The organism is Pseudomonas sp. SMV71, assembly GCF_052042015.1.
Classification (GTDB): Bacteria; Pseudomonadota; Gammaproteobacteria; order Pseudomonadales; family Pseudomonadaceae; genus Aquipseudomonas.
Window position 1 is genome coordinate 235,621 of the sequence record NZ_JBKGGU010000006.1, and the last position, 25,597, is coordinate 261,217.

Here is a 25,597-nt window from a genome sequence, read left to right on the forward strand (position 1 = left end):
TAAACAGGACCCACCCCCATGACCGCCATGACCCCGTGTCCGGACCGTCCAGGACTGCTCCCTCGCCTGTCCTCGACACATGTCCCGCGGCGGTCCCTGAGTGAGCCATTGCTGACCTCCGAGGCCCGGGTAAAGCTGCTGTGCGCACCGGCCGGCAGTGGCAAGAGCGCGTTGTTCGCCGAGTGCTTTCTCCAGGCTCCCGCCGGATGTCGATTGCACTGGTTGCCGCTGGGCGGCGCGGCGCTGAGCCCGGTGCAACTGTGCGAGTGCCTGGCCCATACCCTCGGATTGCCACTGACGGATGAAGCGGGGTTGCTGGCACATCTGGCGCGGCTGCAAACCCCCACCTGGTTGTTCTTTGACGATTATTGCCGGGTGCCCAACCCGGAGCTGGACCGCATGCTCGACCGTTTGTTGAACAGCAGCAGTCCGGCGTTGCACCTGTGGTTGAACGGGCGCCGTCGTCCCCACTGTAACTGGCCGCGCTTGTTGCTCGATGATGAACTGCACGAGTTCGACGCCCAGGCGTTGGTCTTCACTCCCGACGACGTCCAGTCATTGCTTCATCATCTGCCCGCGCCCCAGGCCGCCCGCACCGCCCGCGAGGTGATACAGCGCAGTGGCGGCTGGTGCGCCGGGGTACGCATCATTCTGCTCGAACGCTGCGAATGGGCGCGCAGTCAGGCAACGCCGGGGCGAGTGGGGACGTTACTGGATTACCTGGAGCATGAGCTGTTCGGCACCCTGGCCCCGGAGCTGGCGCAGGCCTGGCGGGTGCTGGCGCATTTGCCGCGTTTCAACGCCCGGCTTTGCGAGCATCTATTCGCTGACACGGTGGGCGCTGAATGCATGCCGTTGCTGCGGGAGCTGGGATGTTTCATCGAGCCGTGGGAGCAGACTTGCGACTGGCTGCAGGTGCATCCGGCGCTGGCCCGACTGGTGCGCGAAGAACCCTGGCCGCAAGGGCGCTCCTGGCACCGGCGGGCCTGCCAGTGGTTTGCCGCCGAGCAGGATTGGCAGATGGCATTCGAGCAAGCCATGTTGGCTGAAGAGTTCGAGGCCGCTGTCAGTTTCCTTCAGCATCTGAGCTTCGAGCACATCCTGCAGCGCCGCAATGTGGTGCTGTTGCTGAATCTGCATGATCAACAAGGCGAAGCGCTGGCCCTCGGTACGCCACAATCGGTGGGATTGGTGACCGCCGCCCTGTTGTTCGCCGGGCGCTTCGACCAGGCATCGGTCTGCATCGAGCAACTGGCCCGTTTCGTACCGCAGCCAGTGGCCGGGCGCCAGCAACAGTTGTTGGCGCGCTGGCTGGTCTTGCGGGGCTGGTTGTTGCACCTCTCGGGCGATGGTGACGGCGCACACGAACATTTCCTCCAGGCCCAGGCCAGCCTGGATCCGCAAGCGTGGGCCCTGCGCCTGTTGTGCCTGATGGGCCTGACGCAGCAGGCGCTGCTCAAGGGCGAGCTGGCGTCTGCGCAGTGGCTCAATCGCCAGGCGCTGTGCCTGGCCCGTGCGCAGGGTTCGCTGGTATTCGAAGGTTTGCTGGAACTCGACCATGCACAAGTGCTGGAACAACGTGGCGCGCCCCATCGGGCTGAACACCTGCTCGCCGCGGTCCAGGCGTTGCTCGATCGGCCAGGGCAGGATTTTTCGGCATTGTCGGGGCGCATTGCCTTGCGCCGCGGACGCCTGGCGTTGCGCATGGGGTTCGAAGAGCGAGCCGCAGAGCATTTCGAACTGGGGCTGGAGACGGGCTTGCTGTGCCAGGATAAACAAGTGCTCTACGGCTTTCTCGGCAAGGCCAGCCTGGCGGCGAACCAGGCCGACTACGACGAAGCTTTCCGACAATTGCGCGACGCCGAGCGGATCATGCAACAGCGGCATATCCCTGACACCGTCTACCGTGGCGTGTTGTTGCAAACCAGCTGCCAGTTCTGGCTGCAACAGGGGCGAGCGGAACTGGCCCACGAAGCCTTGAGGCGTGTGCTGCGGCATTTTCGCGGACCCCAGGCCAAGCATGCGCCCCCCGCGACGCTGGAGTTGATCCCGCGACTTGAGTACCTGTTGGTGCTGGCCGAGGTTTATCTGCAACGGGCCCAGGATCCGCAGGCCCGTTTGCAGGCCATGATTGACCAGGCACAGCGTGGCGCGATGCACAGCCTGGAAACCGAGCTGTATCTGGCGCTGGCCGAGGTGTTGTGGTTGTCCGGCGACCGTTCCCAGGCCCGGTTGCTGGCGCAGCAGGGGCTTGAGCGCGTCAGTTGCTGGCGAGCCCGACAGGCCTGGTGTGAGTTGCGCCTGCGCCAGCCCGAACTGGCGTGCTCGGCACATTCGGTAGAGCCGAGCCAGGCCCCCGCGATCAGCGACGACACGTTGCTCAGTCATCGTGAGCTGGAGGTTTTGGAACTGATTGCCCAGGGGCATTCCAACCAGCAGATTGCCGAGCGCTTGTTCATCTCCCTGCATACGGTAAAAACCCACTCGCGGCGTATACATAGCAAGTTAGGGGTACAACGGCGTACTCAAGCGGTGGCGAAGGCCAAGGTCATGGGGATGATGGGGTAGCTTGATCAAACCGTGGCGACTTTACGGGCTCTTACATTTGCTTTTTTCAAGTCGAAAGTGGGTTGAGGTATAACGGCGATGCGGTCGGACAGGAAGTTCGACACCTCACCATGACAAGGATGTTTATGAAGACTCGACTCTATTCTTCTTATTCTGAAAAACTGCTCGCCCTCAAGAACACTCGCGTGGATTTTGCCGTACAGGTGCTGCTGGGCGAACATCTGGAAACGCTGGGCGTCAACCCGCTCAAAAACTATCTCAATACATTGGCGGCGTTTCCCGATCTTCAGGTCATATCGTCCAGGACGTTACTGGACGAAGCGCTGGCCTGCGTGGAAAAACAGCAATTGCCCCATTACACGCAAGGCATCAGCAACATCTTCAGCAAACGTTATTCCTTTGCCGACGAGGACCGGGTCAAGGCGCTGGACTTGATTACATTTGAAAGAATCGTTACGCATATTGTGACTAGCCTGGCGGAAAAGCCGGCAATGGATTTATCCGAGCGTTCCGTCATGCATCTGGACGCCGAGGATATTCATGGGGCTTTGAAAGTACACTTGCCCGATGTCGATCTGGAGAAAGTCTACGTCACCGGTTTTATTACGCATGACTCCGGCGAACGAGTAGTGTCATCTTCGGAGCCTCTGGTGGAATACCTGCTGGGCCATTTGCGCAATAACGAAATTCCTTACCACATCAAGGGCGATCACCAAGGCATTTACATGGTCGCGTTCAGTGGCGACGAGCGCGATCTTCATCCACGGTTGGCGCCCACTCATCTCAATGATCTATTGATCCGGATCGTTCCCGACTTCCTGGCTTGACCCTGGCCCGGTCTCATAGCCCATCCGCCAACTCACGGCCCGGGTCGCCGCCAGCAGGCGCTGCGCCGCCGGGCCATCTTCGTCGGCGTGAAACAGCGAGGTCGGACCGACGATGGTCATCACCGCCGCTACCTGGCCGATCGCATTGAACACCGGGGCGGACAGGGCATCTACCCCCGGCATCAACAGGCCATGCACATGGTGCAGGCCGCGCTGACGAATCTGTTCGCACAGCGTCGCATAAGCCCGGTCATCGGCCAGGGCGTGGTCTTGTGTGTCTCGCACTTCCTGTTCCCGCAAGCCAATGGTCTCGCGCTCCGGCAGGTACGCGCCGAACACCAGCCCCGTGGATGAACTGAGCAACGGTAGCACCGAGCCCAGTTGGGTCACGACGGTCACAGCGCGGACCGCAGGTTCGATGCGCACCACGGTTGCCCCGTGATTGCCCCACACCGCCAGGAAGCAGGTTTCGTTCAGATCGTCGCGCAATTCGGCCAAGGGCAGGGCGGCCACTTGCAGTACGTCCATGCCGTTCAACGCGGCCAGCCCGACGCGCAAGGCTTCCCGGCCCAGGCCATAGTGGTTGGTCGCGGCGTTCTGCTCGGCAAACCCGCTGGCGATCAGGGCCTGCAGGTAACGATGGACCTTGCTCGCCGGCATCTGCACGTGGTCGGCCAGGCGCGACAACGATGTGGAGGGTGAGAGTTCGGCCAGGGCCTTGAGAATGTCGGTGCCGACCTCGGCCGAGCGGACTTTCTGTTTAGCGTTATTGGGCGGGATTTGCATGGGCGTGCGAGGTCCGGAAGCGAATGGGCGTCTTTATAGCTTGACGGTCGCTGGTGAGCAAATTACGTTATGCGTAATTTGATTACGATAAAAACAACCCGGTGCGCCTCAGACTGCCCTTTGAGTGACGGACCGCATCTCAGGAGGCCCCATGAACCTCGATTCCACCGCGTCAGACCTGGCCTATCAGTCTGGCTTCGGCAATGAGTTCGCCAGTGAGGCACTGCCCGGCGCACTGCCGGTCGGCCAGAACTCCCCGCAAAAGGCGCCCTACGGTCTCTATGCCGAGCTGTTCTCCGGCACTGCATTCACCATGGCCCGCAGCGAAGCGCGGCGTACCTGGATGTACCGGATCCATCCCTCGGCCAATCACCCGGCCTTCGTCAAGCTTGAGCGGCAGATCGCTGGCGGCCCGCTGGGCGAGGTAACGCCCAATCGGCTGCGGTGGAATCCTTTGCAGATGCCCGCCGAGCCCACCGACTTCATCGACGGTCTGGTGCGCATGGCCGCCAATGCCGGCGCGGACAAACCCGCCGGCGTCAGCCTTTATCAGTACTGCGCCAATCGTGCGATGCAGCGGGTGTTCTTCAATGCCGACGGCGAATGGCTGCTGGTGCCGCAATCGGGACGGCTGCGCATTGCCACTGAACTGGGCGTGCTGGAAGTGGCCCCGCTGGAAATCGCCGTACTTCCCCGGGGCTTGAAATTCCGGGTCGAGCTGCTCGATCAAGAGGCCCGCGGTTATCTGGCGGAAAACCATGGTGCACCGCTGCGCCTGCCGGACCTGGGGCCAATCGGCAGCAACGGCCTGGCCAATCCTCGGGATTTCCTGGCACCCGTCGCCCACTACGAAAACCTCGCGCAGCCGACCACACTGGTGCAGAAGTTCCTCGGCGAGTTGTGGGCGTGCGAACTGGGTCATTCGCCCCTGGACGTGGTGGCCTGGCACGGCAACAACGTGCCCTACAAATACGACCTGCGCCGGTTCAACACCATCGGCACGGTCAGCTTCGACCACCCGGACCCTTCGATCTTTACCGTGTTGACCTCGCCCACCAGCGTCCATGGCCTGGCCAATCTCGACTTCGTGATCTTCCCGCCGCGCTGGATGGTGGCTGAAAAGACCTTCCGTCCGCCGTGGTTCCATCGCAACCTGATGAACGAATTCATGGGCTTGATCCAGGGCGCCTACGACGCCAAGGCCGAAGGTTTCCTACCCGGCGGAGCTTCGCTGCACAGTTGCATGAGCGCCCATGGCCCGGACGGCGAAACCTGCACCCGGGCGATCAATGCCGACCTTCAGCCGGCAAAAATCGATAACACCATGGCGTTCATGTTCGAGACCAGCCAGGTGTTGCGTCCAAGTCGCTTCGCCCTGGACTGTCCGCAGCTTCAAACCGACTACGATACCTGCTGGGCCTCGCTGCCTGTCACCTTCGACCCGACCCGGAGATAACCATGAGTCAATCTTTCCCTGCCCGTAGTTGGGTCGCCTGTGCCAACGGCCACGCCGATTTTCCGTTGCAGAACCTGCCTTTGGGCATTTTCAGCATCGATGGCGGCACCCGGCGCAGTGGCGTGGCCATCGGTGAGCGGATCTTCGACCTGTCGGCTGCGCTGCACGCCGGCTTGTTCGATGGCCTGGCGCGAGACGCCGTAGAGGCCATGGCCGGCGGTCAGTTGAACGGATTCTTCGAGCTGGGGCGCGGTGCTCGGGTTGCCCTGCGCGAACGGTTGCTGGAACTGCTGCGCGAAGACAGTCCCTTGCGTGGCAAGGTGGAAGGCCAGGGTACGCAATTGCTGCATGTCGCGGCTGAATGCCAGATGCACCTGCCGGCCCGGATCAGCGACTACACCGACTTCTACGTCGGGATCGAGCACGCGCAGAATGTCGGCAAGCTGTTTCGCCCCGACAACCCCTTGCTGCCCAACTACAAATACGTGCCTATTGGTTATCACGGCCGCGCCTCGACCGTGCGCCCGTCCGGCACCGACGTGCGTCGGCCCAAGGGCCAGACCTTGCCCGCCGGCCAGAGCGAGCCGAGCTTCGGCCCCTGCGCACGGCTGGACTATGAGCTGGAACTGGGTATCTGGATCGGACGGGGCAATGCGTTGGGCGAGCCCATCGCCATCGGCGATGCAGCCGAGCACATCGGTGGCTTTTGCCTGCTCAACGACTGGTCGGCTCGGGATATCCAGGCCTGGGAGTACCAGCCGCTGGGTCCGTTTTTGTCCAAGAGCTTCCTGACCAGCGTCTCGCCCTGGGTGGTGACGACCGAAGCGCTGGAGCCGTTCCGTCGCCCGCAAGCGCCGCGCCCGGAAGGCGATCCGCAGCCGTTGCCCTATCTGTCGGACAAGCGTGACCAGGCCGGCGGGGCATTCGATATCGAGCTGGAAGTGCTGCTGCTCACCGAAACCATGCGCGAGCAGAACCTGCCGGCCCATCGCCTGACGTTGAGCAATACCCAATACATGTACTGGACCGTGGCACAGATGATTGCGCACCACAGCGTCAACGGCTGTCAGTTGCAGGCCGGTGATCTGTTCGGCTCGGGGACCTTGTCCGGGCCACAGAACGGCCAGTTCGGCAGCCTGCTGGAAATCACCGAGGGCGGTAAAAAGCCGATCGAGCTGGCCTCGGGCGAAGTCCGGAAATTCCTCGAGGACGGGGATGAAATCATTCTGCGGGCCCGTTGCAGTCGCGAGGGTTTCGCCTCCATCGGCTTTGGCGAATGCCGCGGCAAGATTTTGCCGGCACGTTGAGGGGCTGGGCATGGATCTTTATACCTACTACCGCTCCACCTCGTCCTATCGGGTTCGTATTGCCCTGGCGCTGAAGGGGCTGGATTACCAGGCCTTGCCGGTCAACCTGATCGCTGCGCCGGGGGGCGAACACCGACAGCCGGCCTACCTGGCAATCAACCCGCAGGGCCGCGTGCCGGCCCTGCGCACCGATGAAGGGGCGTTGTTGGTGCAGTCGCCTGCCATCCTCGAATACCTGGAGGAGCGTTACCCACAGGTGCCGCTGCTGGGCGCCGACCTGGTGGTACGCGCTCATGAACGAGGGGTCGCTGCGCTGATCGGTTGCGACATCCATCCGCTGCATAACGTCAGCGTGCTCAACAAGTTGCGGCAGTGGGGGCACGATGAAACGCAGGTCAGCGAGTGGATCGGCCACTGGATCAGCCAGGGATTGGCGGCGGTGGAGCGGTTGATCGGCGACGAAGGCTATTGCTTCGGCGCAGTGCCCGGGTTGGCGGATGTGTACCTGATCCCGCAGCTGTATGCGGCCGAGCGGTTCAATGTGGACTTGCAGGCGTACCCAAGGATTCGTCGCGTTGCGGCACTGGCGGCGGCCCATCCGGCATTCCAACAGGCGCATCCGGCGAATCAGCCTGATACACCTTGATCTAAAGCCATGTGATCCTGTGGCGAGGGAGCTTGCTCCCGCTGGGGCGCGAAGCGGCCCCCGACCATAGCGGCATCAGGGACATAGGGCTGCTGCGCAGCCCAGCGGGAGCAAGCTCCCTCGCCACAGAATCACCTCATCTCTGGCAGGGCAGCGGCCATCCCATCCCCTCAATGCACAATCGTATTGGGCGGCAAATGCCCCAGTCGCTCCGTCAGCCGGATTCGCTGGATCGGATCCTCACTGAGCATCAGTGCATGCTCCAGGTCGAATCGTTCGGCGTTGGGACAGTCGAGGCGCTGGTACAGGCTGGCCCGGGCCAGATAGTCGGCAGCGCTGGCGTTGCCCAGTTCCAGCACGCGCTCGGCGTCGATCAGCGCGGCGATGTATTCATCGTTCGCCAGATGCAACTGACGCAGGTTGCGCGAAAGGCGCTGGAGCATTTGTACCGGCTCGGCGTTGACCAGGTGCTCGGCCCTGAGCGGCATGTTTGCACCGTATTGACGTTGCAGCAGTTCCCGACAGTCATTGGGATACAACCGACGGCCACCGCACGGGTCGAGCAGATGATCGGCGCCGCGTACCCTCAGGAGAAAATGGCCGGGGAAGTTGACACCGACCATCGGAATCTCCAGGCCCTGTGCCATTTCCAGGGCGATCAGGCCCAGCGCCAGCGGTTGTCCGCGCTTGCGCGCCAGTACCTTATCCAGCAATGCCGCCTGGGGTCGTAGCGGCGTGGAATCATCCTGGGCAAACCCCAGGTCGTTGAGCCGACGCAGCAAAGGCTGGCCCAGCTCAGTCACCGGCAGCATCGGCAGGTCATGGCCGACCCGCTGTTGCAGATCCTTGAAATCCTTCAGCAAAGCCGGCACGTCGACCCCGCGGTCATGTTCGGCCGCAATCCACAGCGCCGCTTCGAGCAGCGCCGGTGGCGAGTGGTGCAGGCAGTCAAGAAAGGCTTGGCGCGGTTTCATCAAACTCTCCGGGCTATGCCTCGTTTTAGCGCTGGCGTGCAATTTCGTCCAGTCCTCCACAGACGTCGTGACAGGTTATGCCCATAAGAGCCGGTGGCTGTCGCGGCTTATTCCGGCGTGTTTCAGCAAATTTCAGCTGCACGCCTATACTGGCGAAACAAGCAGAAGTGATTCGGGAGCCTTACGATGTTCGCTCTCATGCAAAGCTCCCGCCTTGAATCGCTGCACTTAAGCGTAGACCCGTTGACCGGGTTGAAGGCGGTGATTGCCATTCATTGCAGCCGCCCCGGGCCCGCCCTGGGTGGTTGTCGTTATCTTGCCTATCCCGACGACGAAAGTGCCGTGGCTGACGCTGTGCGCCTGGCCCAGGGCATGAGCTACAAAGCGGCGCTGGCCGGCTTGCCGGTGGGCGGCGGGGTGGCGGTGATCATGCGCCCGGCCCATGTTGAAAGTCGTGCGGCGTTGTTCGAGGCCTTTGGCCGTTGTATCGAGCAACTGGATGGACGCTACATCACCGCCATCGACAGCGGCACTTCTGTAGCCGACATGGATTGCATCGCCCAGCATACTCGCCACGTGACCAGCACCACCGCGGCGGGTGATCCTGCACCCCATGCCGCGATGGGGGTATTCGCGGGCATCCGCGCCACGGCCATGGCTCGCCTGGGCAGCGATAACCTGGAAAGCCTGCGGGTGGCGATCCAGGGCTTGGGCAACGTGGGTTTCGCCCTGGCCGAACAGTTGCACGCGGCCGGCGCCGAGCTGCTGGTCAGCGACATCGACCCCGGTAAGGTGCAATTGGCGATGGAACAGCTGGGCGCACACCCGATTGCCAACGACGCATTGCTCAGCACACCTTGCGACATCCTCGCGCCCTGTGGCCTGGGCGGCGTGCTCAACAGTCACAGCGTGGCGCAACTGCGTTGCTCGGCGGTGGCCGGTTCGGCCCATAACCAACTGAGCAATCTGCAAGTGGCCGATCAACTGGAAAGGCGCGGGATCCTCTATGCGCCCGACTATGTAATCAATTCCGGCGGCCTGATCTATGTCGCCCTGAAGCATCGCGGCGAAGAGCTGCCGACCATCACCGCGCACCTGTCGAAAATTGGCGCCCGGCTCACGGAAGTTTTCGCCCATGCCCAGGCGGAAAAGCGCTCACCGGCCCGGGTTGCCGATGAGTTGGCGGAGCGATTGTTGTACCGCTGAACAATCACCGGCCCTAATACTGAAAAAGACCGCAGCCTTCGACGGCGCCACAGGATCTACTCCCTGCGCGCCATCGAAGGCTGCGGTCTTTTCAAGTCATTCATCCGAAGGATTGAGCAGTTCGGACAAGGCGTCCGGCTGGCTCTTGAAGGCCTTGGCGAACACATCGCGATTCTTCGCCATGTAGATCCCGGCTTCCTCCACCTGTTGCTCGCTCAGCGATGGAACGGCTTTTTGCAACACCTCGGCCAGCAGTTCGGCGAGTTCCAGCATTTTGTCATGACGGTCAGCTTCGGCTTTATCCATGAACAAGCGCTCCAGATCTCGGCTGCTGCGGTATACCACTTCGACGGCCATTCACCACCTCACATGCCTTCACATTGGTTGTCTGTGTAACTACTGTATTTATATACAGGCAAAAGGATAAGCGAATCCTCTTGCTTTGGATAGTGGCTTTTCAATGTAGACCGATTTCGGCATGGGTGAGCAAAGCTTGCTCGCGAAGGGGCCAACGGGACACTGCCAAAAGTGTCGATTGCCAGCCCATCGCCATCTCACCTCCAGTCGCTGGCCTTTTTTCTGCATGCAGAACAATCGTCACGTCCAACCTGCATGATCCGGTCGAGTCGACCTAAGGAAACTACATCGTGAAAATCAACTGGGCCGAGAACCTGCGCCAGAACGTCCATCAAGTGGCCGAATCCCTGGGGAACCTGTTCGTCGAGACGTTTCATTACCTGGCATTGTTCGCCATCGGTGCAGTGACCGCTTGGGCGTCGGTCATGGAGTTCCTGCAGATGATCGAGGTGGGGCACATCAAGATCGATGACATCCTGCTGCTGTTCATCTACCTGGAATTGGGAGCAATGGTGGGGATTTATTTCAAGACCAACCACATGCCGGTGCGATTTTTGATCTACGTGGCGATCACCGCGTTGACGCGGCTGCTGATTTCCAACGTTTCCCACCACAATCCGCCGGACCTGGGGATCATCTACCTGTGCGGTGGCATCCTGCTTCTGGCGTTCGCGATCCTGGTGGTGCGCTATGCCTCTTCGCAGTTTCCCTCGGTGAAAACCGAGCACCCGCACCGCAAGGTCGGCGCGGGCTCCAGCGAGCATACCGAAGTGGAGAAAGGCGAGGTCTAGAGGCCCGCAGCAGTCGAGGCCAAGCCTTGTGCCTGGGGAGGTGGCAGCTTGATGTTGTCGCTGTCGGTCATGGCTTCAAGAATGGACACGGCGCTGTGTCCTTGCTCGATAGCGATGCCGAACTGGATGCTCTGTACCAGGCGCTTGAGCTGCTGCGGGTCATTGCGCTGCTGGGCACTGATCATGCGCCTGGCAACGATGCGCCCGGCCTTGGACAGCGTCAGCATGATGCGGCCATCCAGGCCCTGGATGCTCAGGTTGATCTGGTAGTGCGGCGCAAAAGCGTCGGTAATGATCTGAAAAGGGTTGTCCATGATGCGTCACCGCCTGATTGAACGTGCAGTTGTTGACCGGCCATGATCGGGATTAGTTCGCAACACCGGACCATCGGCCATTCCATGATCATATTCATCGTGTGCTCCCAAGCGTCGCGGCGGGACAATCAGCAGAGAGGTCCCGATTGGCGGCGCTCTGTCATGGGGTAGCAAGGGGCATGCCGGAAGAATCGTCGGACAGTGTTCGCGGGGCATCAGCCTGGGACAGGCTGGAATGGGTCGGCGACGCTTACCCGTTTCGGGGCGCCATGTGCATCGACGGTGCAGCCAGGGTGATTTCCTGAGGGGATGACGCGGCGGGGAAACTCCCGACCTTAACAGCGCTTTTGTCCCTTGTCCGGCTTTATTTGCAAAACGATATTTATCTTTTTCCAGGGGTTGAATTGTTCTGTCGCCAGCCCGACTCTGTACTCAAGGGGTCGTAGAACCGATGTCGATGGCCCCCGGCGAGCTAGCTGAAATAAGGGATGAACTATGCAAATCCAAGTCAACAGCGATAACCATATTCAAAGCAGCATCCGACTGGAGGAGTGGGTACGTACTACCATCGAAAGCACGCTCGAACGCTACGAGGAAGACCTGACACGAATTGAAGTCCATCTGGGCGACGAGAACGGCGACAAGCCCGGTCCCCATGACATGCGTTGCCAGCTTGAAGCGCGGCCAAAGGGCCTCCAGCCAGTCTCGGTAACCCACAAGGCCGAATCGCTGGAGTTGGCGATCGAAGGGGCGGCCACCAAGCTGGAACACGCCCTGGAGCACTTGTTCGGCAAGCTGCGCGGCAAGCGCGCCGCCTCCACCACCCAGGCCGAATCCCTGGCGCTGGCCGATGCGATGCTGGAGCAGGAGTTCCTGGAGAATGAACGGGCGGCGCGGCACGGCTGAGCCGGCTGACCTTCCACTTCCACTGAAAAACGGGCCTGTAATGCAGGCCCGTTTTTTGTTTGTCATTCGATGTTGTGAGCTCAAGACGGTGTCCGTTCAGCTTGCCCCTGTGTTGAATGTGCCACCGTATCGCGAGCAGGCTCGCTCCCACAGTTTTCTGCGTAGGACTCATGGTCGCTGGAGATCCAATGTGGGAGCGAGCCTGCTCGCGATGACGGCAGCCGGGGCTAGCGCAGGAAGGCCTGGCGGTATTCGCCAGGCGTCGCACTCAATGCCTGGCGGAATCGATGGGTGAAGTGGCTGGCGCTGGCAAAGCCACAGGCCATTGCCACCTCGCCCAGCGGCTGCGAAGTGCAACGCAGCAAGTGTCGCGCACGTGTCAGGCGCCTTGCCAGGAGATATTGATGAGGCGGCAACCCGAAGCTTTCGCGGAACATCCGTGCGAAGTGATATTCGGACAGCGTGCACAGGGCGGCCAATTGTCCCAGGCTGATGGCGTCGGCCAGATGGGTGTCGATGTAATCCACCAGCAAGCGTCGCTGATGGGCGGCCAACCCACCCTTGAGCCGTAGCCCCTGACGCTGGCCGACCTGACTGAGCAGCGCATGGTTGAGCAGGTCGTGCGCCAGGCTGGTGGTGAGCAGACGCTCACCGGGCTCGCTCCAGTTCAGCGCGATCAACTGGCGAAAGCGCTGGGCCTGTTGTGGATCGTCAAGAAAGGTCGCCTCGCGTAGCTGGACCTGGCGGGGTTCGCGATCCAATAGGGTGACGCAACCGAGGGCAAATTGCTCGGGGCTGAAATACAAGTGGGCGAGGCGAATGTCGCCGTTGATGACCCAGGCCGATTCATGCCCGGCCGGCAGGACGCAAAGCTTGCCGGGTGCCCCTGTGGTTTCGGGCCGTTCGCGACGAAACGTACCGGTGCCGCCGGCGATATAGCACGACAAGGTATGGTGGCTTGGCGCCTCGTAGTCCTGGGCGTCGTGATGATTGCTCCACAAAGCGGCCGCCATGCCATCTCCCAGTTCGGCGCTGTGCTCCAGGCGGGCATTGGGCGAACTGTTGAGCGCTTGAAAGACTTGCAGGGTTTGCAATGTAGGCATGATCGATTCTCTCCGGCCCCAATCCTACCCTGTCGACCGGTTCGTGCCAGCCTGCGCATCGAGAAAACCGCAATTTTACGCAAGCAGCGCAGAGGCAACGGCGGGACACTGAGCGTCCATGTCAGGAGTCGCCGCCATGAACCTCTCGTTGTACCTGCTCACCGTGCTCATCTGGGGCACGACCTGGATCGCGCTGAAACTGCAACTGGGTGTCGTCGCGATCCCGGTGTCGATCGTTTATCGCTTCGGCCTCGCGGCTCTGATTCTGTTTGCGCTGCTTCTGCTCAGTCGTCGCCTGCAGGCGATGGATCGCCGCGGCCACCTGATTTGCGTGGCCCAGGGCCTGTGCCTGTTCTGCATCAACTTCATGTGCTTTCTCACCGCCAGCCAGTGGATTCCCAGTGGCCTGGTCGCCGTGGTGTTTTCCACCGCCACCCTGTGGAACGCACTCAATGCCCGGGTGTTCTTCGGTCAACGGATAGCCCGTAATGTGTTGTTGGGCGGCGCCTTGGGACTGCTGGGGCTGGCCTTGCTGTTCTGGCCGGAACTGGCCGGCCATAGCGCGAGCCCGCAAACCCTGCTCGGGTTGGCGCTGGCATTGCTGGGCACCCTGTGCTTTTCGGCGGGCAACATGCTTTCGAGCCTGCAACAGAAAGCCGGTCTCAAGCCGTTGACCACCAACGCCTGGGGCATGGCCTATGGCGCGACGATGCTGGCGCTATGGTGTGCGTTCAACGCGATCCCGTTCGATATGGAATGGAACGCCCGTTACATCGGTTCGCTGTTGTACCTGGTGATCCCGGGTTCGGTCATCGGCTTTACCGCCTACCTGACATTGGTAGGACGCATGGGGCCGGAGCGGGCGGCGTATTGCACGGTGTTGTTTCCGGTGGTGGCGTTGAATGTCTCGGCGTTCGCCGAGGGTTACCAGTGGACGACGCCGGCGCTGGTGGGCCTGGTCATGGTGATGCTGGGCAATGTGTTGGTGTTTCGCAAACCCCGGCCTTCGGCAGCGAAGGTCGCCTTGGGCGCACGCTGAGCTGAAGTCGGATGATAATCCCGTGGCGAGGGAGCTTGCTCCCGCTGGGCTACGCAGTAGCCCCGAGAGCAAGGGCCGCTTCGCGCCCCAGCGGGAGCAAGCTCCCTCGCCACGGGTCTGGCATCAAGCCTGGCGCGGGGTTATCGCCAGACTTGCGGGTTGACCAGGTGCTGCGGTCGCTCGCCCATCAACGCACTGCGAAGGTTATCCACAGCCAGATCGGCCATGGCGGCACGGGTCTCGAAGGTGGCCGAGCCGATGTGGGGCAGGGTGACGGCATTCTTCAACTGGAACAGCGGTGATTCAGCCAGCGGTTCTTTCTCGTACACGTCCAGCCCGGCGCCGCGGATGCGGTTGGTTTGCAGAGCGTTGATCAGCGCTAACTCATCCACCACCGGCCCGCGGGAGATGTTGACCAGGATTGCACTGGACTTCATCAGGCCCAGCTCGCGCTGCCCGATCAGATGGCGAGTCTTGTCGCTCAATGGCACGACCAGGCAAACGAAATCTGCTTCGGCCAGCAGTTGATCCAACTCGCGAAATTGCGCGCCCAATTGGTTTTCCAACTCGGGCTTGCGGCTGTTGCCACTGTAGAGAATCGGCATGTTGAAGCCGAACCGGCCACGGCGGGCAATGGCGGCACCGATGTTGCCCATGCCGACGATGCCCAGGGTCTTGCCGTGCACGTCGGTGCCGAACAATTGAGGTCCCACCGTTGCTTGCCATTGCCCGGCCTTGGTCCAGGCGTCCAGTTCCGCGACGCGCCGGGCGCTGCTCATCAGCAGGGCGAAGGCCAGGTCGGCGGTGCTTTCGGTGAGCACGTCAGGGGTATTGGTGAGCAGGATCCCGCGTTCATTGAAGTAGGCCAGGTCGTAGTTGTCGTAGCCCACCGAGATGCTGGACACCACTTGCAGGTTCGCGGCGTGTTGCAGTTGCTCGCGCCCCAGCTTGCGACCGACCCCGATCAGGCCGTGGGCGTGGGGCAGGGCTTCGTTGAACTGCGCATTGATATCGCCTTTCGATGGGTTGGGCACGATCACGTCGAAGTCCTGTTGCAGGCGCTCGACCACCTGAGGCGTGATACGGCTGAAGGCAAGTACGGTTTTTTTCATCGTGCAAGGCTCGTCGGGCAGAGAATACCAAGCACGCTAACATTCTCGGCGACGGTTAGGCGAGAGGTGCTTGATGGAACACCTATAAATTTCCCTCGTGGGGGCGGGCTCGCTCGCGAAGGCGTCGGGTCAGCTTGCATCAATGTTGAATGCCCGTCCGTCTTCGCGAGCAAGCCCGCCCCCACAGGGGGATGACTTTGCCGTCCCGTAGGCCTACGCAGCCCGCAGAGAAATAAACGCATAATCCAAGGCAGCCTCGGTGACGACCCGCGCCCCACAGGCCGTGACTTCGCGGGCTACGTCATCCCCGGACAGATGGAACAGCCATTCACCGGTTGCCTGCTCCGTCGGTTGCAAGGGCACCTGATCGATGGCGGCCGCGAACGCGACCATGTCCGGCAGATAGGCGGTGAAGCCGTCGCCTTTGAGCGCGGTGGTGCGGATGCCCAGGGTCGCGCAGATGCGGTCCTTGGTCGCGATGTCTTCACGATCGGCCTGGCGCGAGCGTTCAATCAGCGTGGCCAGTTCTTCATCGGCCAGTTTGCCGCCCAGAATCAGTTGCGGGCCGGTTTCCCAGGATTGCGGTGGGCAGTCCTTGGCGGCCGGGTTGAGCGGGATGTGCGGGTTGATTTCCATCGGGTAGATGCGGCACACCAAGGGCCGACGTTCGTAGATGCGACATAGGTTGTCCGCGTCAAGATTACGGCAGCGGCCCGCATTATAGGCTGCAAAGGTGATTGCCACCCGGGCTTCGGCAGTGCCGCTGCGCACCACCGCCGAGCGACGCTGCGCATGTTCGCGCTGGGCCAGCGGCAGGCCGAGGCCAGTGGACAGGAAGGCTTCCACCAGAACAATGACCTGGCCGCCGTCTTCGGCCCACATCCGAGCCTCCGCGAGGGTCAGGGGCACATGATGGTCGGAGCAGCATTTGCCGCACCCTACGCAGGAAAACCTTGTGTTCATTGAGCGCCCGATCGCAAATGGTGGTAGGCGGCGACAGAAAAGCGCCGTGATCGGTCGGGCGAAGCAAGTTATGCGCCACTCACCGATCGGCAGGGGCGGGCCGGATCGAGTCCCACTCGGTCACATGGGCTGTCCTGGTCTTCTTGTGGTAGAGGCACAGCTCGGTACCGGTCGCCCCTTTCATGTGTTTCTGTGGGTATTGGCCCTGCAGTAACAGCGCGGTGTAGCCGACCCGATCGTCGAATTGCGCGGCGGTGCCCACCGGTTCAGCGTTCTTCAAGCCACTGGCCTTGATGCAGCTAGCCAGCACCGCTTTGTCGTAGGCAGCCCAGGCGTTGGGGCTGGAGGCATGAGCCTGGGCGGCCAGGGTCGTCAAGCCAAGAAGAATCAATGCGCGGGTTTTCATCGAAGGGCCTCGTTGCGGGAAGTCAGGTCGAGAGTATGCCTGAGGTTGCCGGACGACGACGGCCCCCCCGCTGCAACGCAGGCGCCGCAACCGCAAGCACCAGCGCTGCGACTCAGTGACCTTGTTCGGCCACGGCCTTGGCCGCCGTGATCAGGCACTTGGTCAGCTCTGGCGAGGAAAACTTGGTCAACACGCCGTTGGCCCCGGCCAGGCGTGCCTTTTCGCTGTTCATGGCGCTGTCCAGGGAGGTGTGCAGCAACACGTAGAGATGAGCGAAGTCCGGCGTTTCGCGCAGGGTCCGGGTGAGGGCGTAGCCGTCCATTTCCGACATTTCGATGTCGGAAACGATCAGGTTGATCTGCTCGGCCGTGCCTTGCAGGTCCAGCAGGCATTCGATGGCTTCCTTGGCACTGCGGGCGGTGTGGCACTGCAAGCCCAGGTTGCGCAAGGTGTACACCGACTGTTGCAGCGCGACCTGGCTGTCATCGACCACCAGGATCCGCGCATTGCCCAGCACTTCGGCATCTTCCATGCTCAGTTCGGTGGGGGCGGTTTCGATCTGTGCAGGTGAAATGCCGTGGATGACTTTTTCGATGTCCAACACCTGCACCAGGGTGCCATCCACCGAGGTCACACCGGTGATGAACGCGCGCGTACCGCCGGAGCCATAAGGCGGCGGCTTGATGTCGGTGGTCAGGCAATGCACGATCTTGCTCACGGCCTGCACATGCAAGCCCTGCTTGGAGCGGCTGACGTCGGTGACAATCAGGCAGCCGCCATCCGGATCTTCCAGGGGCCGCTCGCCGATGGCGCGACTCAGGTCGATCACCGACAACGAGGTCCCACGCAGGGTGGCGATGCCTTTGACGTGCGGATGGGACTCCGGCAGTTTGGTCAATGGCGGGCAGGGAATGATTTCACTGACTTTCAGCAGGTTGATTGCCATCAGCTTGCCGCTGCGCAAGGTAAACAGCAGAAGCGAAAGTGAATCTGCGCGGGCTTTGTTGGAAGACATAAAAACCTTCTGTGGAAAAGGAGGGGCGAGCGTGAGGATCGCCAAAACAGCTTGTGATATCGGGTTATCGACTTGTCCGGGGCAGGCTTTAGGGCGAATGCTGTCGATGGCATGGATTGCCCGGGTAATGATCTGATGACCACCAAGCTGTTGTGGCGAGGGAGCTTGCTCCCGCTCGGCCGCGCAGCGGTCGCCAGATTCGCAGTCGCGCCACGGCTGATGGGAGCGCTGCGCACTCCCGCGGGAGCAAGCTTGCTCGCCACAACAGCCAGGCGCCGTTACTTGAGCCCCAACCGTTTCGCCATCCGCCCCAGGTTCGCCCGGTCCAGCCCCAGTTCCCGGGCGGCGCTGGCCCAGCTGTGCTGGTGGCGTTCCAGGCTGGCGCTGATCAGCCTGCGCTGGAAATCTTCCACGGCTTTGCGCAGGTCACCGGTGGGCGCAGGCATCGCCGGGGGAAGGTTGTCGGCTGCGGGTGTGGCGTTCTCCGCCAGGGGTTGCGGCAAGTCCAGGTCCTGTGCGCTGAGGCTGAGAATTCGCGGGCGCGCCGGGCAATTGCCCAGGGCTTTCAGGGCGCTGCGGCCGATCAGGTGTTCCAGTTCCCGCACGTTGCCCGGCCAATCGTAAGCCAGCAGTGCGGCCTGGGCGTCGCTGGTCAGGCGCAGGCTGCCCAGGCCCATGCGTGACCGGTTCTGTTCGAGAAAGAAGCCGCTGAGCAGCAACACATCCCGTCCCCGATCGCGCAGGGCAGGTACCTGCAACGGATAGACGCTCAAACGATGGTAGAAATCGGCTCGATAGCGGCCGTTGCGCACTTCTTCGGCCAGGTCGCGGTTGGTGGCCGCGATCAGGCGCACGTCCACCCGGTGTTCTTTGTCCGAGCCCAGGCGCTGCAATTGTCCGCTTTGCAGCACACGCAACAGCTTGGCCTGGACAGCCAATGACAACTCACCGACTTCATCGAGGAACAGCGTGCCGCCGTCGGCCAGTTCGAATTTGCCGCGTCGCTCGTTCGTGGCGCCGGTAAAGGCGCCTCGTACATGGCCGAAGAGTTCGCTTTCCACCAGCGTGTCCGGCAGGGCCGCGCAATTGAGGCTGATGAGCGGCTGATCGGCGCGTTTTGACGCGGCATGAATAGCCTGAGCGACCAATTCCTTGCCGACTCCGGTTTCGCCGGTGATCAACACAGTCAGGTCACTGCCACCCACCAGGTTGATTTCTTCCACCAGGCGCTTGTGCGCTTTGCTCTGGCCGACCATGTCGCGATGTTGCTGGCCGCTGGCCTGGCGATAGACCTCGGCGCGACGATGCTCGTCCTCGGCCTTCAATGCCAGGCGTTCGATGCGTTCGGCGGCGCTGACCGTTGCGGCGGCGAGACTGGCGAAGGCTTGCAGGGCACTGAGATCGATGGGCTCGAAGCGTTCCGGGTTCAGCGAATCAAGGGTCAACAGGCCCCAGGGACGCTCATCGACAAACAAGGGGCAGCCCATGCAATCGTGGACTTCCAGGTGTTCATCGAGGCCGTCGACCAAGCCGTCGTAGGGATCGGGCAGGTCGCTGTCGGCGGCGAAGCGGGTCGGTTGCGGGTTGGCCAGCAAGGCTTCGAAGCGGGGGTGTTCACTGACCTGGAAACGCCGACCCAGGGTGTCGGTGCTCAAGCCATCCACCGCCAGCGGCACCAGGCAGTCACCGTCCAGGCGCAACAGCGCCGCGGCGTCGCAGGGCAAGAGGGCGCGCAAGGCGCCGAGCAGCCGACGATAGCGTTCGCCTTCAGGCAGCTCGCGAGACAGGTCAGCCACCAGCGGCAAGAGGGATGTCAGCAGGGAGGTTGCGGTCATAATGACTCCATGTAGTCAGATTGACTATATGACGAGCCGTGTCGTAATGACTACTCTATTTTTAACTTATTGATATTTAAGTAAAAAATATGTGGCACGAAAACTGATAGACATGAGCATCAGTCAACAGGCCAGGAGTCACCTTATGCTCAGTCAAGAACAACGCGCCATTATCCGTTCCACCGTGCCATTGCTTGAAAGCGGCGGTGAAGCGCTGATCACCCACTTTTATCGCATGATGTTGTCCGAATACCCTCAGGTACGCCCACTGTTCAACCAGGCCCACCAAGCCAGCGGCGACCAGCCCCGCGCGTTGGCCAATGGCGTACTGATGTATGCCCGGCACATCGACCAGCTCGACCAGTTGGGCGACCTGGTGGCAAAAATCGTCAACAAGCATGTCGCCTTGCAGATCCAGCCAGAGCATTACCCCATCGTGGGCGCCTGCCTGCTGAGGGCGATCGCCGAGGTGCTGGGGGAAGAAATTGCCACGCCGCAAGTGATTTCCGCATGGGGCGCTGCCTATAACCAACTGGCCGATATCCTGATCGGTGCCGAAGCCGGCCTGTATGACCAGAAGGCGGCAGCGCCCGGCGGCTGGCGTGGCGAGCGCGAGTTCATCCTCACGGCCAAGGTGCGCGAAAGTGCCGAGATCACCTCGTTCTACTTCGAGCCGGCGGACAAGGGACCGATCCTGCAGGCCGAGCCCGGCCAGTACATCGGTATGAAGTTGATGCTGGACGGCGAGGAAGTGCGTCGCAACTACTCCCTGTCGGCGCTGGCGGATAACGGCCAATACCGCATCAGCGTCAAGCGCGAGGCGGGTGGGCGAGTCTCCAACTACCTGCATCATCATTTCCAGATCGGCAGCAGTATCCAGTTGTTCCCGCCGTCCGGGGATTTCTACCTGACCGCCAGCGACAAGCCACTGGTGCTGATCAGCGGGGGCGTAGGCATCACCCCAACCCTGGCAATGTTGCAGGCGGCGCTGCAAACCGAGCGTCCGATACATTTCATCCATTGTGCGCGCAACGGTGGGGTCCATGCCTTCCGAGACTGGATCGATGACCTGGCGCAGCGGCATCCGCAACTCAAGCGATTCTATTGCTACGACGAGGATGACGGTGTGAGCCCTGCGGCTGACAAGGTCGGTTTGTTGAGCCAGGAGCAACTGGCGAAATGGCTGCCCGAGCAACGTGACCTGGACGCTTATTTCCTGGGACCGAAGGGTTTCATGGGCGCGGTGAAACGCCATCTCAAGGCGCTGGGTGTGCCTGATGGGCAGAGTCGTTACGAGTTCTTCGGCCCGGCGGCGGCGTTGGAATAAAAGCGGCGGCGAGCCTGGGCGACCGGGGCGCCATCATCGCGAGCAGGGCTCGCTCCCACCCGCAATGCTGTTCACTTAAGGTGTGTCACTTGTCGTGGCGAGGGAGCTTGCTCCCGCTGCGCGCTCCAGCGCGAGCAAACCTCCCTCGCCACGGAGTGGTGACGTCCTTGAGTGAACGGTATTACGCTCCCACAGGGGATTTATGGTGTGTTCACCACACCTTTCCCACCTGCCCGAATTAATCCGCACTTAACCCTCCCCTTGTCTATTGCCCTCAAAGTTGCCGGCGTCTGCTCGTTCGCTGTCATGGTCAGCGTGTAGACTTCGGCCATCCGACCGCGCCGGTATCGCAAGGCTGCGCGTCGATCCACGTCTATAAAGGAAAACGCAATGACTGAGGAAATGACGCGGTTAGGTCGCGAGCGGCGCTATCTGGTGCTGCTGGGACTGATCTGCCTGGGACTGATCGGTGGGGCGCTGTACATGCAGGTGGTACTCGGTGAAGCACCGTGCCCGCTGTGCATATTGCAGCGTTATGCATTGTTGCTGATTGCCCTGTTTGCCTTCATCGGAGCGGCCATGCGCACCCGTCGCAGCCTGACCATTTTTGAAGGCCTGGTGGTGCTCTGCGCATTGGCCGGTGCCGGCGTGGCGGGGCATCACGTATACACGCAGTTCTTCCCGGCGGTCAGCTGCGGCGTCGACGTGTTGCAGCCGATTGTCGATGAGCTGCCCCTGGCGAAGATCTTCCCGTTGGGGTTCCAGGTGGACGGCTTTTGCTCAACGCCTTATCCACCGATCCTGGGCCTGTCCCTGGCGCAGTGGGCACTGGTAGCCTTTGTATTGACGGTCGTGCTGGTGCCGTTGCTGGTGTCACGCAATCGCAAAGCGCTTCACTGAAACCCGTCGATGAAACGCCCCGGTTCTCTCATACGGAGCCGGGGCGTTTTGCATTTCAGTCTTGAGCCGGTTCGGCCTTGATCCGGCGCAAGAATGGGCTGCGACAGTGTGCGACACGTTGTCACATACCTGGGCGGTTACGGCATTTCCGACGTCGAATAAACACCTTTTCTTGTAACAAAAAACTGGGCGGTTTATCAGTTGCCCCTTCTCGTCCAGCAGGCATTTTTAACAGCGAAGCGCTGGGTCGCCAGACCCCCGAAAAACGGGCGCTTGCCTGACAAATGTCGACGGCATGAACCGCGCGGGCTGTCTGAATCGGGCGAAGTAGGCCTACGTTTTTTGGGGTTCTTGTTGAGAATTATTTTCGATAACATGCCGGCTCGTTGCGATTCGGACGATGGATTATTGCCTGTTCGGATAAAAATTATTTCGGGATAAGACATGGTCTACAGCGCCTCAGCTCACTACAATCGCCCGCACCGAATATCCGATCCGGCTCAGCTTGAGCGCGAGAGGTGGTCGAAGGGCGCCAGCGCCCCATGCGATCCCAAGTGTCGGTGCCTTCCAACTACCCGCACCAAATGGAATTGGGCTTGAACTAGGCCTTTGACCAACGAATAAGAACTCACTGCTGGCCCAGGATGTGTCGAACAGTGTCTGACGTTTGACGGGCAGCCCTTATTCAATCCAAGAAAATGCCAACCCTTGGCAGGGTGAAGTGTTGGCGATCAAAACCCAACTGCATTGCGCAAGCTGCTTTAGAGGTCGTGAGATGAGTAAAAACAGGTACCCCCGATTACTAGGCTTGTTGCCGTTGCTCGGCACGTTGCTGCTGGGAGGCTGCAACATGACCTTGCTCGATCCCAAGGGCCAGGTTGGCCTGGATGAACGAAACCTGATCATCACCGCCACGCTGCTGATGCTGTTGGTCGTCGTGCCGGTCATTGTCATGACGTTCCTGTTCGCCTGGAAATATCGCGCTTCCAACACCCAGGCCACGTACACGCCGAAGTGGTCGCACTCGACCAAGATCGAAGTGGCCGTGTGGACCATCCCGGTCCTGATCATCATTGCCCTGGGCTATGTCACCTACAAGTCGACCCACGCCCTGGACCCGTATCGTCCGCTGGAATCCGACGTCAAGCCGATCACCATCGAAGTGGTGTCGATGGATTGGAAGTGGTTGTTCATCTATCCGGAACAAGGCATCGCCACCGTCAACAAGATCGTGTTCCCGGCTCACACGCCGATCAACTTCAAGGTCACTTCCGACACCGTGATGAACTCGTTCTTCATCCCGGGCCTGGGCGGCCAGATCTATGCGATGGCGGGCATGCAGACCAAGTTGCACCTGATCGCCAACCAGAACACTGAACTCGAAGGTATCTCCGCCAACTACAGCGGCGCAGGTTTCTCCGGCATGAAGTTCAAAGCGACCGCCACTACCCAGGAAGAGTTCGACGCCTGGGTCAACGAAGTGAAAAAGGCACCTAAACAGCTTGAAAAAGCTGAATACGAAGCCCTTTCCAAACCGAGCCAGAACAACCCAGTCGAACTCTACTCGTCGGTTACGCCGAACCTGTTCCAGACCATCATCGACAAATATGAAGGGATGAATCCAGGCAAGCCGATGCACCACGAGAAGCACGAGAAGGAAGTGGCGCACAACATGGAAGGGATGGACATGAGCTCGCATTCAGCTGCCGGGGCAGAGGAGTAAAAGATGTTTGGTAAATTAAGTTGGGAAGCGATCCCGTTCCACGAGCCGATTGTCATGGTGACCCTCGCCATCATCGCGCTTGGTGGCCTGGGGCTGTTCGCCGGTATCACTTATTTCAAGAAGTGGACCTACCTGTGGACCGAGTGGCTGACGTCGGTCGACCACAAGAAAATCGGCGTGATGTACATCATCGTCGCCATGGTCATGCTGCTGCGCGGCTTTGCCGACGCCATCATGATGCGTACCCAACAGGCCATGGCCACCGTAGGGTCGCCTGGCTACCTGCCGCCTGAACACTATGACCAGATCTTCACCGCCCACGGTGTGATCATGATCATCTTCATGGCGATGCCTTTCTTCACCGGCCTGATGAACCTGGCGGTGCCGTTGCAGATCGGCGCCCGTGACGTGGCCTACCCGTTCCTGAACTCCCTGAGCTTCTGGCTGCTGGTATCCGGCGTGGTGCTGATCAACGTGTCCCTGGGTGTCGGCGAATTCGCCAAGACCGGTTGGGTCGCTTATCCGCCGCTGTCGGGGTTGCAGTACAGTCCGGGTGTGGGGGTTGACTACTATATCTGGGCGCTACAGCTATCCGGATTAGGGACGACACTCACGGGGGTCAACTTCCTGGCCACCGTGCTGAAAATGCGTACTCCGGGCATGAAGCTGATGGACATGCCGATCTTCACCTGGACCTGCACCTGGGCCAACGTGCTGATCGTCGCTTCGTTCCCGATCCTCACCGCTACCCTGGCACTGCTGACGCTTGACCGTTACATGGATTTCCACATTTTCACCAATGAACTGGGTGGAAATCCGATGATGTACGTCAACCTGTTCTGGGCCTGGGGTCACCCTGAGGTGTACATCCTGATCCTGCCGGCGTTCGGTATTTTCTCCGAAGTCATCTCGACTTTCACCGGCAAGAAACTGTTTGGCCACCACTCGATGATCTACGCTTCGGGCGCGATCTCGGTACTGGGCTTCATGGTCTGGCTGCACCACTTCTTCACCATGGGGTCGGGTGCCAGCGTCAACGCCTTCTTCGGCCTGGCGACGATGCTGATCTCCATCCCGACGGGTGTGAAGCTGTTCAACTGGCTGTTCACCATCTACCAGGGCCGGCTGCGCTTCACCAGCCAGGTGATGTGGACCCTGGGCTTCATGGTGACCTTCGCCATCGGCGGCATGACCGGCGTACTGCTGGCCATTCCGGGCGCGGACTTCGTGCTGCACAACAGCCTGTTCGTGATCGCGCACTTCCACAACGTGATCATCGGCGGCGCGGTATTCGGCTACATCGCGGGCTTTGCGTTCTACTTCCCTAAAGCGTTCGGCTTCAAGCTGCACGAAGGTTGGGGCAAGGCAGCGTTCGGCTTCTGGATCACCGGCTTCTTCGTTGCGTTCATGCCGCTCTATGCACTGGGCTTCATGGGCATGACCCGTCGCCTGAACACCACCACCAACCCTGAGTGGGTGCCGTACCTGTACGTCGCCATGTTCGGTGCGGTGCTGATCGCCTGTGGTATCGCCTGCCAGCTGATCCAGTTGTACGTCAGCGTGCGTGACCGCAAGAAGCCAGAAAACATGTGCGAACACGGCGACCCGTGGAATGCCCATACCCTGGAATGGTCGACCTCCTCGCCACCACCGTTCTACAACTTCGCCGTGCTGCCGAAGGCCGAAGTGATCGACCCGTTCACCGAAGCCAAGGAAAACGGTACCGCGTACCAGGCTCCGGCCAAGTACGAGCCGATCCACATGCCGAACAACACCGCGACCGGTGTGGTCATGGGTGCGCTGCTGACAGTGTTCGGTTTCGCCATGATCTGGCACATCTGGTGGCTGGCGATCGCCAGCCTGGTCGGCACCGTGGTGTATTTCGTGATCCATGCCGCCCGTGACGATCAGGGCTACATGGTGCCGGTGGATGTCATCGAACGCATCGAAGCCGAGCAGCACAAACGTCTGGTCGCGGCCGGGAAGATCCCAGCCACCGCCACCCGTGTTGAAACCTCGTTGGAACAGGCTTAAAC

Annotated in this window: 23 protein-coding genes; 13 read left to right on the forward strand and 10 right to left on the reverse strand. The window is 61.0% G+C overall.

Features of this window, described 5'->3' with window-relative positions:
- Positions 1 to 18 precede the first annotated feature (18 nt).
- A complete protein-coding gene (locus ACLEJQ_RS08250; protein WP_440793859.1) occupies positions 19 to 2,568 on the forward strand; it encodes a LuxR C-terminal-related transcriptional regulator in 2,550 nt (849 codons plus the stop codon).
- Positions 2,569 to 2,693: 125 nt separating this feature from the next.
- The gene (locus ACLEJQ_RS08255; RefSeq protein WP_440793861.1) at positions 2,694 to 3,395 is read left to right on the forward strand and encodes a hypothetical protein; all 702 of its coding nucleotides are present in this window, start codon (positions 2,694 to 2,696) and stop codon (positions 3,393 to 3,395) included.
- Here the strand turns inward: ACLEJQ_RS08255 and ACLEJQ_RS08260 are convergent.
- Entirely contained in the window at positions 3,360 to 4,181 is an 822-nt protein-coding gene (locus ACLEJQ_RS08260) for an IclR family transcriptional regulator (protein ID WP_440793863.1), read from the reverse strand. The genes ACLEJQ_RS08255 and ACLEJQ_RS08260 overlap by 36 nt on opposite strands.
- Before the next feature lie 151 nt (positions 4,182 to 4,332).
- On the opposite strand from ACLEJQ_RS08260, the gene hmgA reads away from it, so the two are divergent.
- From hmgA to maiA, 3 genes are read left to right on the forward strand one after another with little or no spacing between them, the layout of a single operon-like run.
- Positions 4,333 to 5,637, forward strand: a complete 1,305-nt coding sequence (gene hmgA / locus ACLEJQ_RS08265; RefSeq protein WP_440793865.1) for a homogentisate 1,2-dioxygenase — start codon at positions 4,333 to 4,335, stop codon at positions 5,635 to 5,637.
- Positions 5,638 to 5,639: 2 nt separating this feature from the next.
- Positions 5,640 to 6,944 (forward strand): fumarylacetoacetase, encoded by a 1,305-nt coding sequence (fahA, locus tag ACLEJQ_RS08270; RefSeq protein WP_440793867.1) that lies wholly within the window; start codon positions 5,640 to 5,642, stop codon positions 6,942 to 6,944.
- 10 nt (positions 6,945 to 6,954) lie between these two features.
- Positions 6,955 to 7,590 (forward strand): maleylacetoacetate isomerase, encoded by a 636-nt coding sequence (gene maiA, locus ACLEJQ_RS08275; protein WP_440793869.1) that lies wholly within the window; start codon positions 6,955 to 6,957, stop codon positions 7,588 to 7,590.
- A gap of 170 nt (positions 7,591 to 7,760) precedes the next feature.
- Here maiA and ACLEJQ_RS08280 read toward each other — a convergent pair whose 3' ends face one another.
- A complete protein-coding gene (locus tag ACLEJQ_RS08280) occupies positions 7,761 to 8,564 on the reverse strand; it encodes a SirB1 family protein (RefSeq protein ID WP_440793871.1) in 804 nt (267 codons plus the stop codon).
- Positions 8,565 to 8,750: 186 nt separating this feature from the next.
- Between ACLEJQ_RS08280 and ACLEJQ_RS08285 the strand changes: the two genes are divergently transcribed.
- Entirely contained in the window at positions 8,751 to 9,770 is a 1,020-nt protein-coding gene (locus tag ACLEJQ_RS08285) for a Glu/Leu/Phe/Val dehydrogenase dimerization domain-containing protein (protein WP_440793873.1), read from the forward strand.
- 96 nt (positions 9,771 to 9,866) lie between these two features.
- Here ACLEJQ_RS08285 and ACLEJQ_RS08290 read toward each other — a convergent pair whose 3' ends face one another.
- Positions 9,867 to 10,127, reverse strand: coding sequence for a YebG family protein (locus ACLEJQ_RS08290; RefSeq protein WP_003205410.1), 261 nt, complete (start codon positions 10,125 to 10,127; stop codon positions 9,867 to 9,869).
- A 290-nt stretch (positions 10,128 to 10,417) separates the two neighbouring features.
- Between ACLEJQ_RS08290 and ACLEJQ_RS08295 the strand changes: the two genes are divergently transcribed.
- Positions 10,418 to 10,918 carry a phosphate-starvation-inducible protein PsiE gene (locus ACLEJQ_RS08295; protein ID WP_440793875.1) on the forward strand — a complete coding sequence of 167 codons (501 nt, stop codon included), beginning with the start codon at positions 10,418 to 10,420 and terminating at the stop codon, positions 10,916 to 10,918.
- Here the strand turns inward: ACLEJQ_RS08295 and ACLEJQ_RS08300 are convergent.
- On the reverse strand, positions 10,915 to 11,232 hold the full coding sequence (locus ACLEJQ_RS08300; protein WP_440793877.1) for a DUF3509 domain-containing protein: 318 nt from the start codon (positions 11,230 to 11,232) through the stop codon (positions 10,915 to 10,917). The two genes, ACLEJQ_RS08295 and ACLEJQ_RS08300, sit on opposite strands and share 4 nt — an antisense overlap.
- Before the next feature lie 495 nt (positions 11,233 to 11,727).
- Between ACLEJQ_RS08300 and ACLEJQ_RS08305 the strand changes: the two genes are divergently transcribed.
- Positions 11,728 to 12,138: an HPF/RaiA family ribosome-associated protein gene (locus ACLEJQ_RS08305; protein ID WP_440793879.1), complete on the forward strand. Its 411-nt coding sequence runs from the start codon at positions 11,728 to 11,730 to the stop codon at positions 12,136 to 12,138.
- A 227-nt stretch (positions 12,139 to 12,365) separates the two neighbouring features.
- Here the strand turns inward: ACLEJQ_RS08305 and ACLEJQ_RS08310 are convergent, their stop codons facing one another.
- Positions 12,366 to 13,241, reverse strand: coding sequence for a helix-turn-helix domain-containing protein (locus ACLEJQ_RS08310; protein WP_440793881.1), 876 nt, complete (start codon positions 13,239 to 13,241; stop codon positions 12,366 to 12,368).
- 136 nt (positions 13,242 to 13,377) lie between these two features.
- Between ACLEJQ_RS08310 and ACLEJQ_RS08315 the strand changes: the two genes are divergently transcribed.
- Complete coding sequence (locus ACLEJQ_RS08315) at positions 13,378 to 14,280, forward strand: DMT family transporter (protein WP_440793883.1); 903 nt, start codon at positions 13,378 to 13,380, stop codon at positions 14,278 to 14,280.
- A 140-nt stretch (positions 14,281 to 14,420) separates the two neighbouring features.
- Here ACLEJQ_RS08315 and ACLEJQ_RS08320 read toward each other — a convergent pair whose 3' ends face one another.
- The 5 genes from ACLEJQ_RS08320 to norR form a co-directional block, all read right to left on the reverse strand.
- Positions 14,421 to 15,392 (reverse strand): 2-hydroxyacid dehydrogenase, encoded by a 972-nt coding sequence (locus ACLEJQ_RS08320; protein WP_440793885.1) that lies wholly within the window; start codon positions 15,390 to 15,392, stop codon positions 14,421 to 14,423.
- A 213-nt stretch (positions 15,393 to 15,605) separates the two neighbouring features.
- Positions 15,606 to 16,355: a YkgJ family cysteine cluster protein gene (locus ACLEJQ_RS08325; RefSeq protein ID WP_440793887.1), complete on the reverse strand. Its 750-nt coding sequence runs from the start codon at positions 16,353 to 16,355 to the stop codon at positions 15,606 to 15,608.
- Positions 16,356 to 16,434: 79 nt separating this feature from the next.
- The gene (locus tag ACLEJQ_RS08330; RefSeq protein WP_440793889.1) at positions 16,435 to 16,761 is read right to left on the reverse strand and encodes a hypothetical protein; all 327 of its coding nucleotides are present in this window, start codon (positions 16,759 to 16,761) and stop codon (positions 16,435 to 16,437) included.
- 112 nt (positions 16,762 to 16,873) lie between these two features.
- Entirely contained in the window at positions 16,874 to 17,776 is a 903-nt protein-coding gene (locus ACLEJQ_RS08335; RefSeq protein WP_245142114.1) for a chemotaxis protein CheV, read from the reverse strand.
- Between the two features lie 278 nt (positions 17,777 to 18,054).
- Positions 18,055 to 19,611 carry a nitric oxide reductase transcriptional regulator NorR gene (gene norR, locus ACLEJQ_RS08340; RefSeq protein ID WP_440793891.1) on the reverse strand — a complete coding sequence of 519 codons (1,557 nt, stop codon included), beginning with the start codon at positions 19,609 to 19,611 and terminating at the stop codon, positions 18,055 to 18,057.
- 145 nt (positions 19,612 to 19,756) lie between these two features.
- Between norR and hmpA the strand changes: the two genes are divergently transcribed.
- From hmpA to cyoB, 4 genes are all read left to right on the forward strand, one after another.
- Positions 19,757 to 20,938, forward strand: a complete 1,182-nt coding sequence (gene hmpA / locus ACLEJQ_RS08345) for an NO-inducible flavohemoprotein (RefSeq protein WP_440793893.1) — start codon at positions 19,757 to 19,759, stop codon at positions 20,936 to 20,938.
- Positions 20,939 to 21,328: 390 nt separating this feature from the next.
- Complete coding sequence (locus tag ACLEJQ_RS08350) at positions 21,329 to 21,838, forward strand: disulfide bond formation protein B (RefSeq protein ID WP_440793895.1); 510 nt, start codon at positions 21,329 to 21,331, stop codon at positions 21,836 to 21,838.
- 775 nt (positions 21,839 to 22,613) lie between these two features.
- Positions 22,614 to 23,561 carry a ubiquinol oxidase subunit II gene (gene cyoA / locus ACLEJQ_RS08355; RefSeq protein ID WP_440793897.1) on the forward strand — a complete coding sequence of 316 codons (948 nt, stop codon included), beginning with the start codon at positions 22,614 to 22,616 and terminating at the stop codon, positions 23,559 to 23,561.
- Between the two features lie 3 nt (positions 23,562 to 23,564).
- Positions 23,565 to 25,595, forward strand: a complete 2,031-nt coding sequence (gene cyoB / locus ACLEJQ_RS08360; RefSeq protein WP_440793899.1) for a cytochrome o ubiquinol oxidase subunit I — start codon at positions 23,565 to 23,567, stop codon at positions 25,593 to 25,595.
- Positions 25,596 to 25,597: the final 2 nt, after the last annotated feature.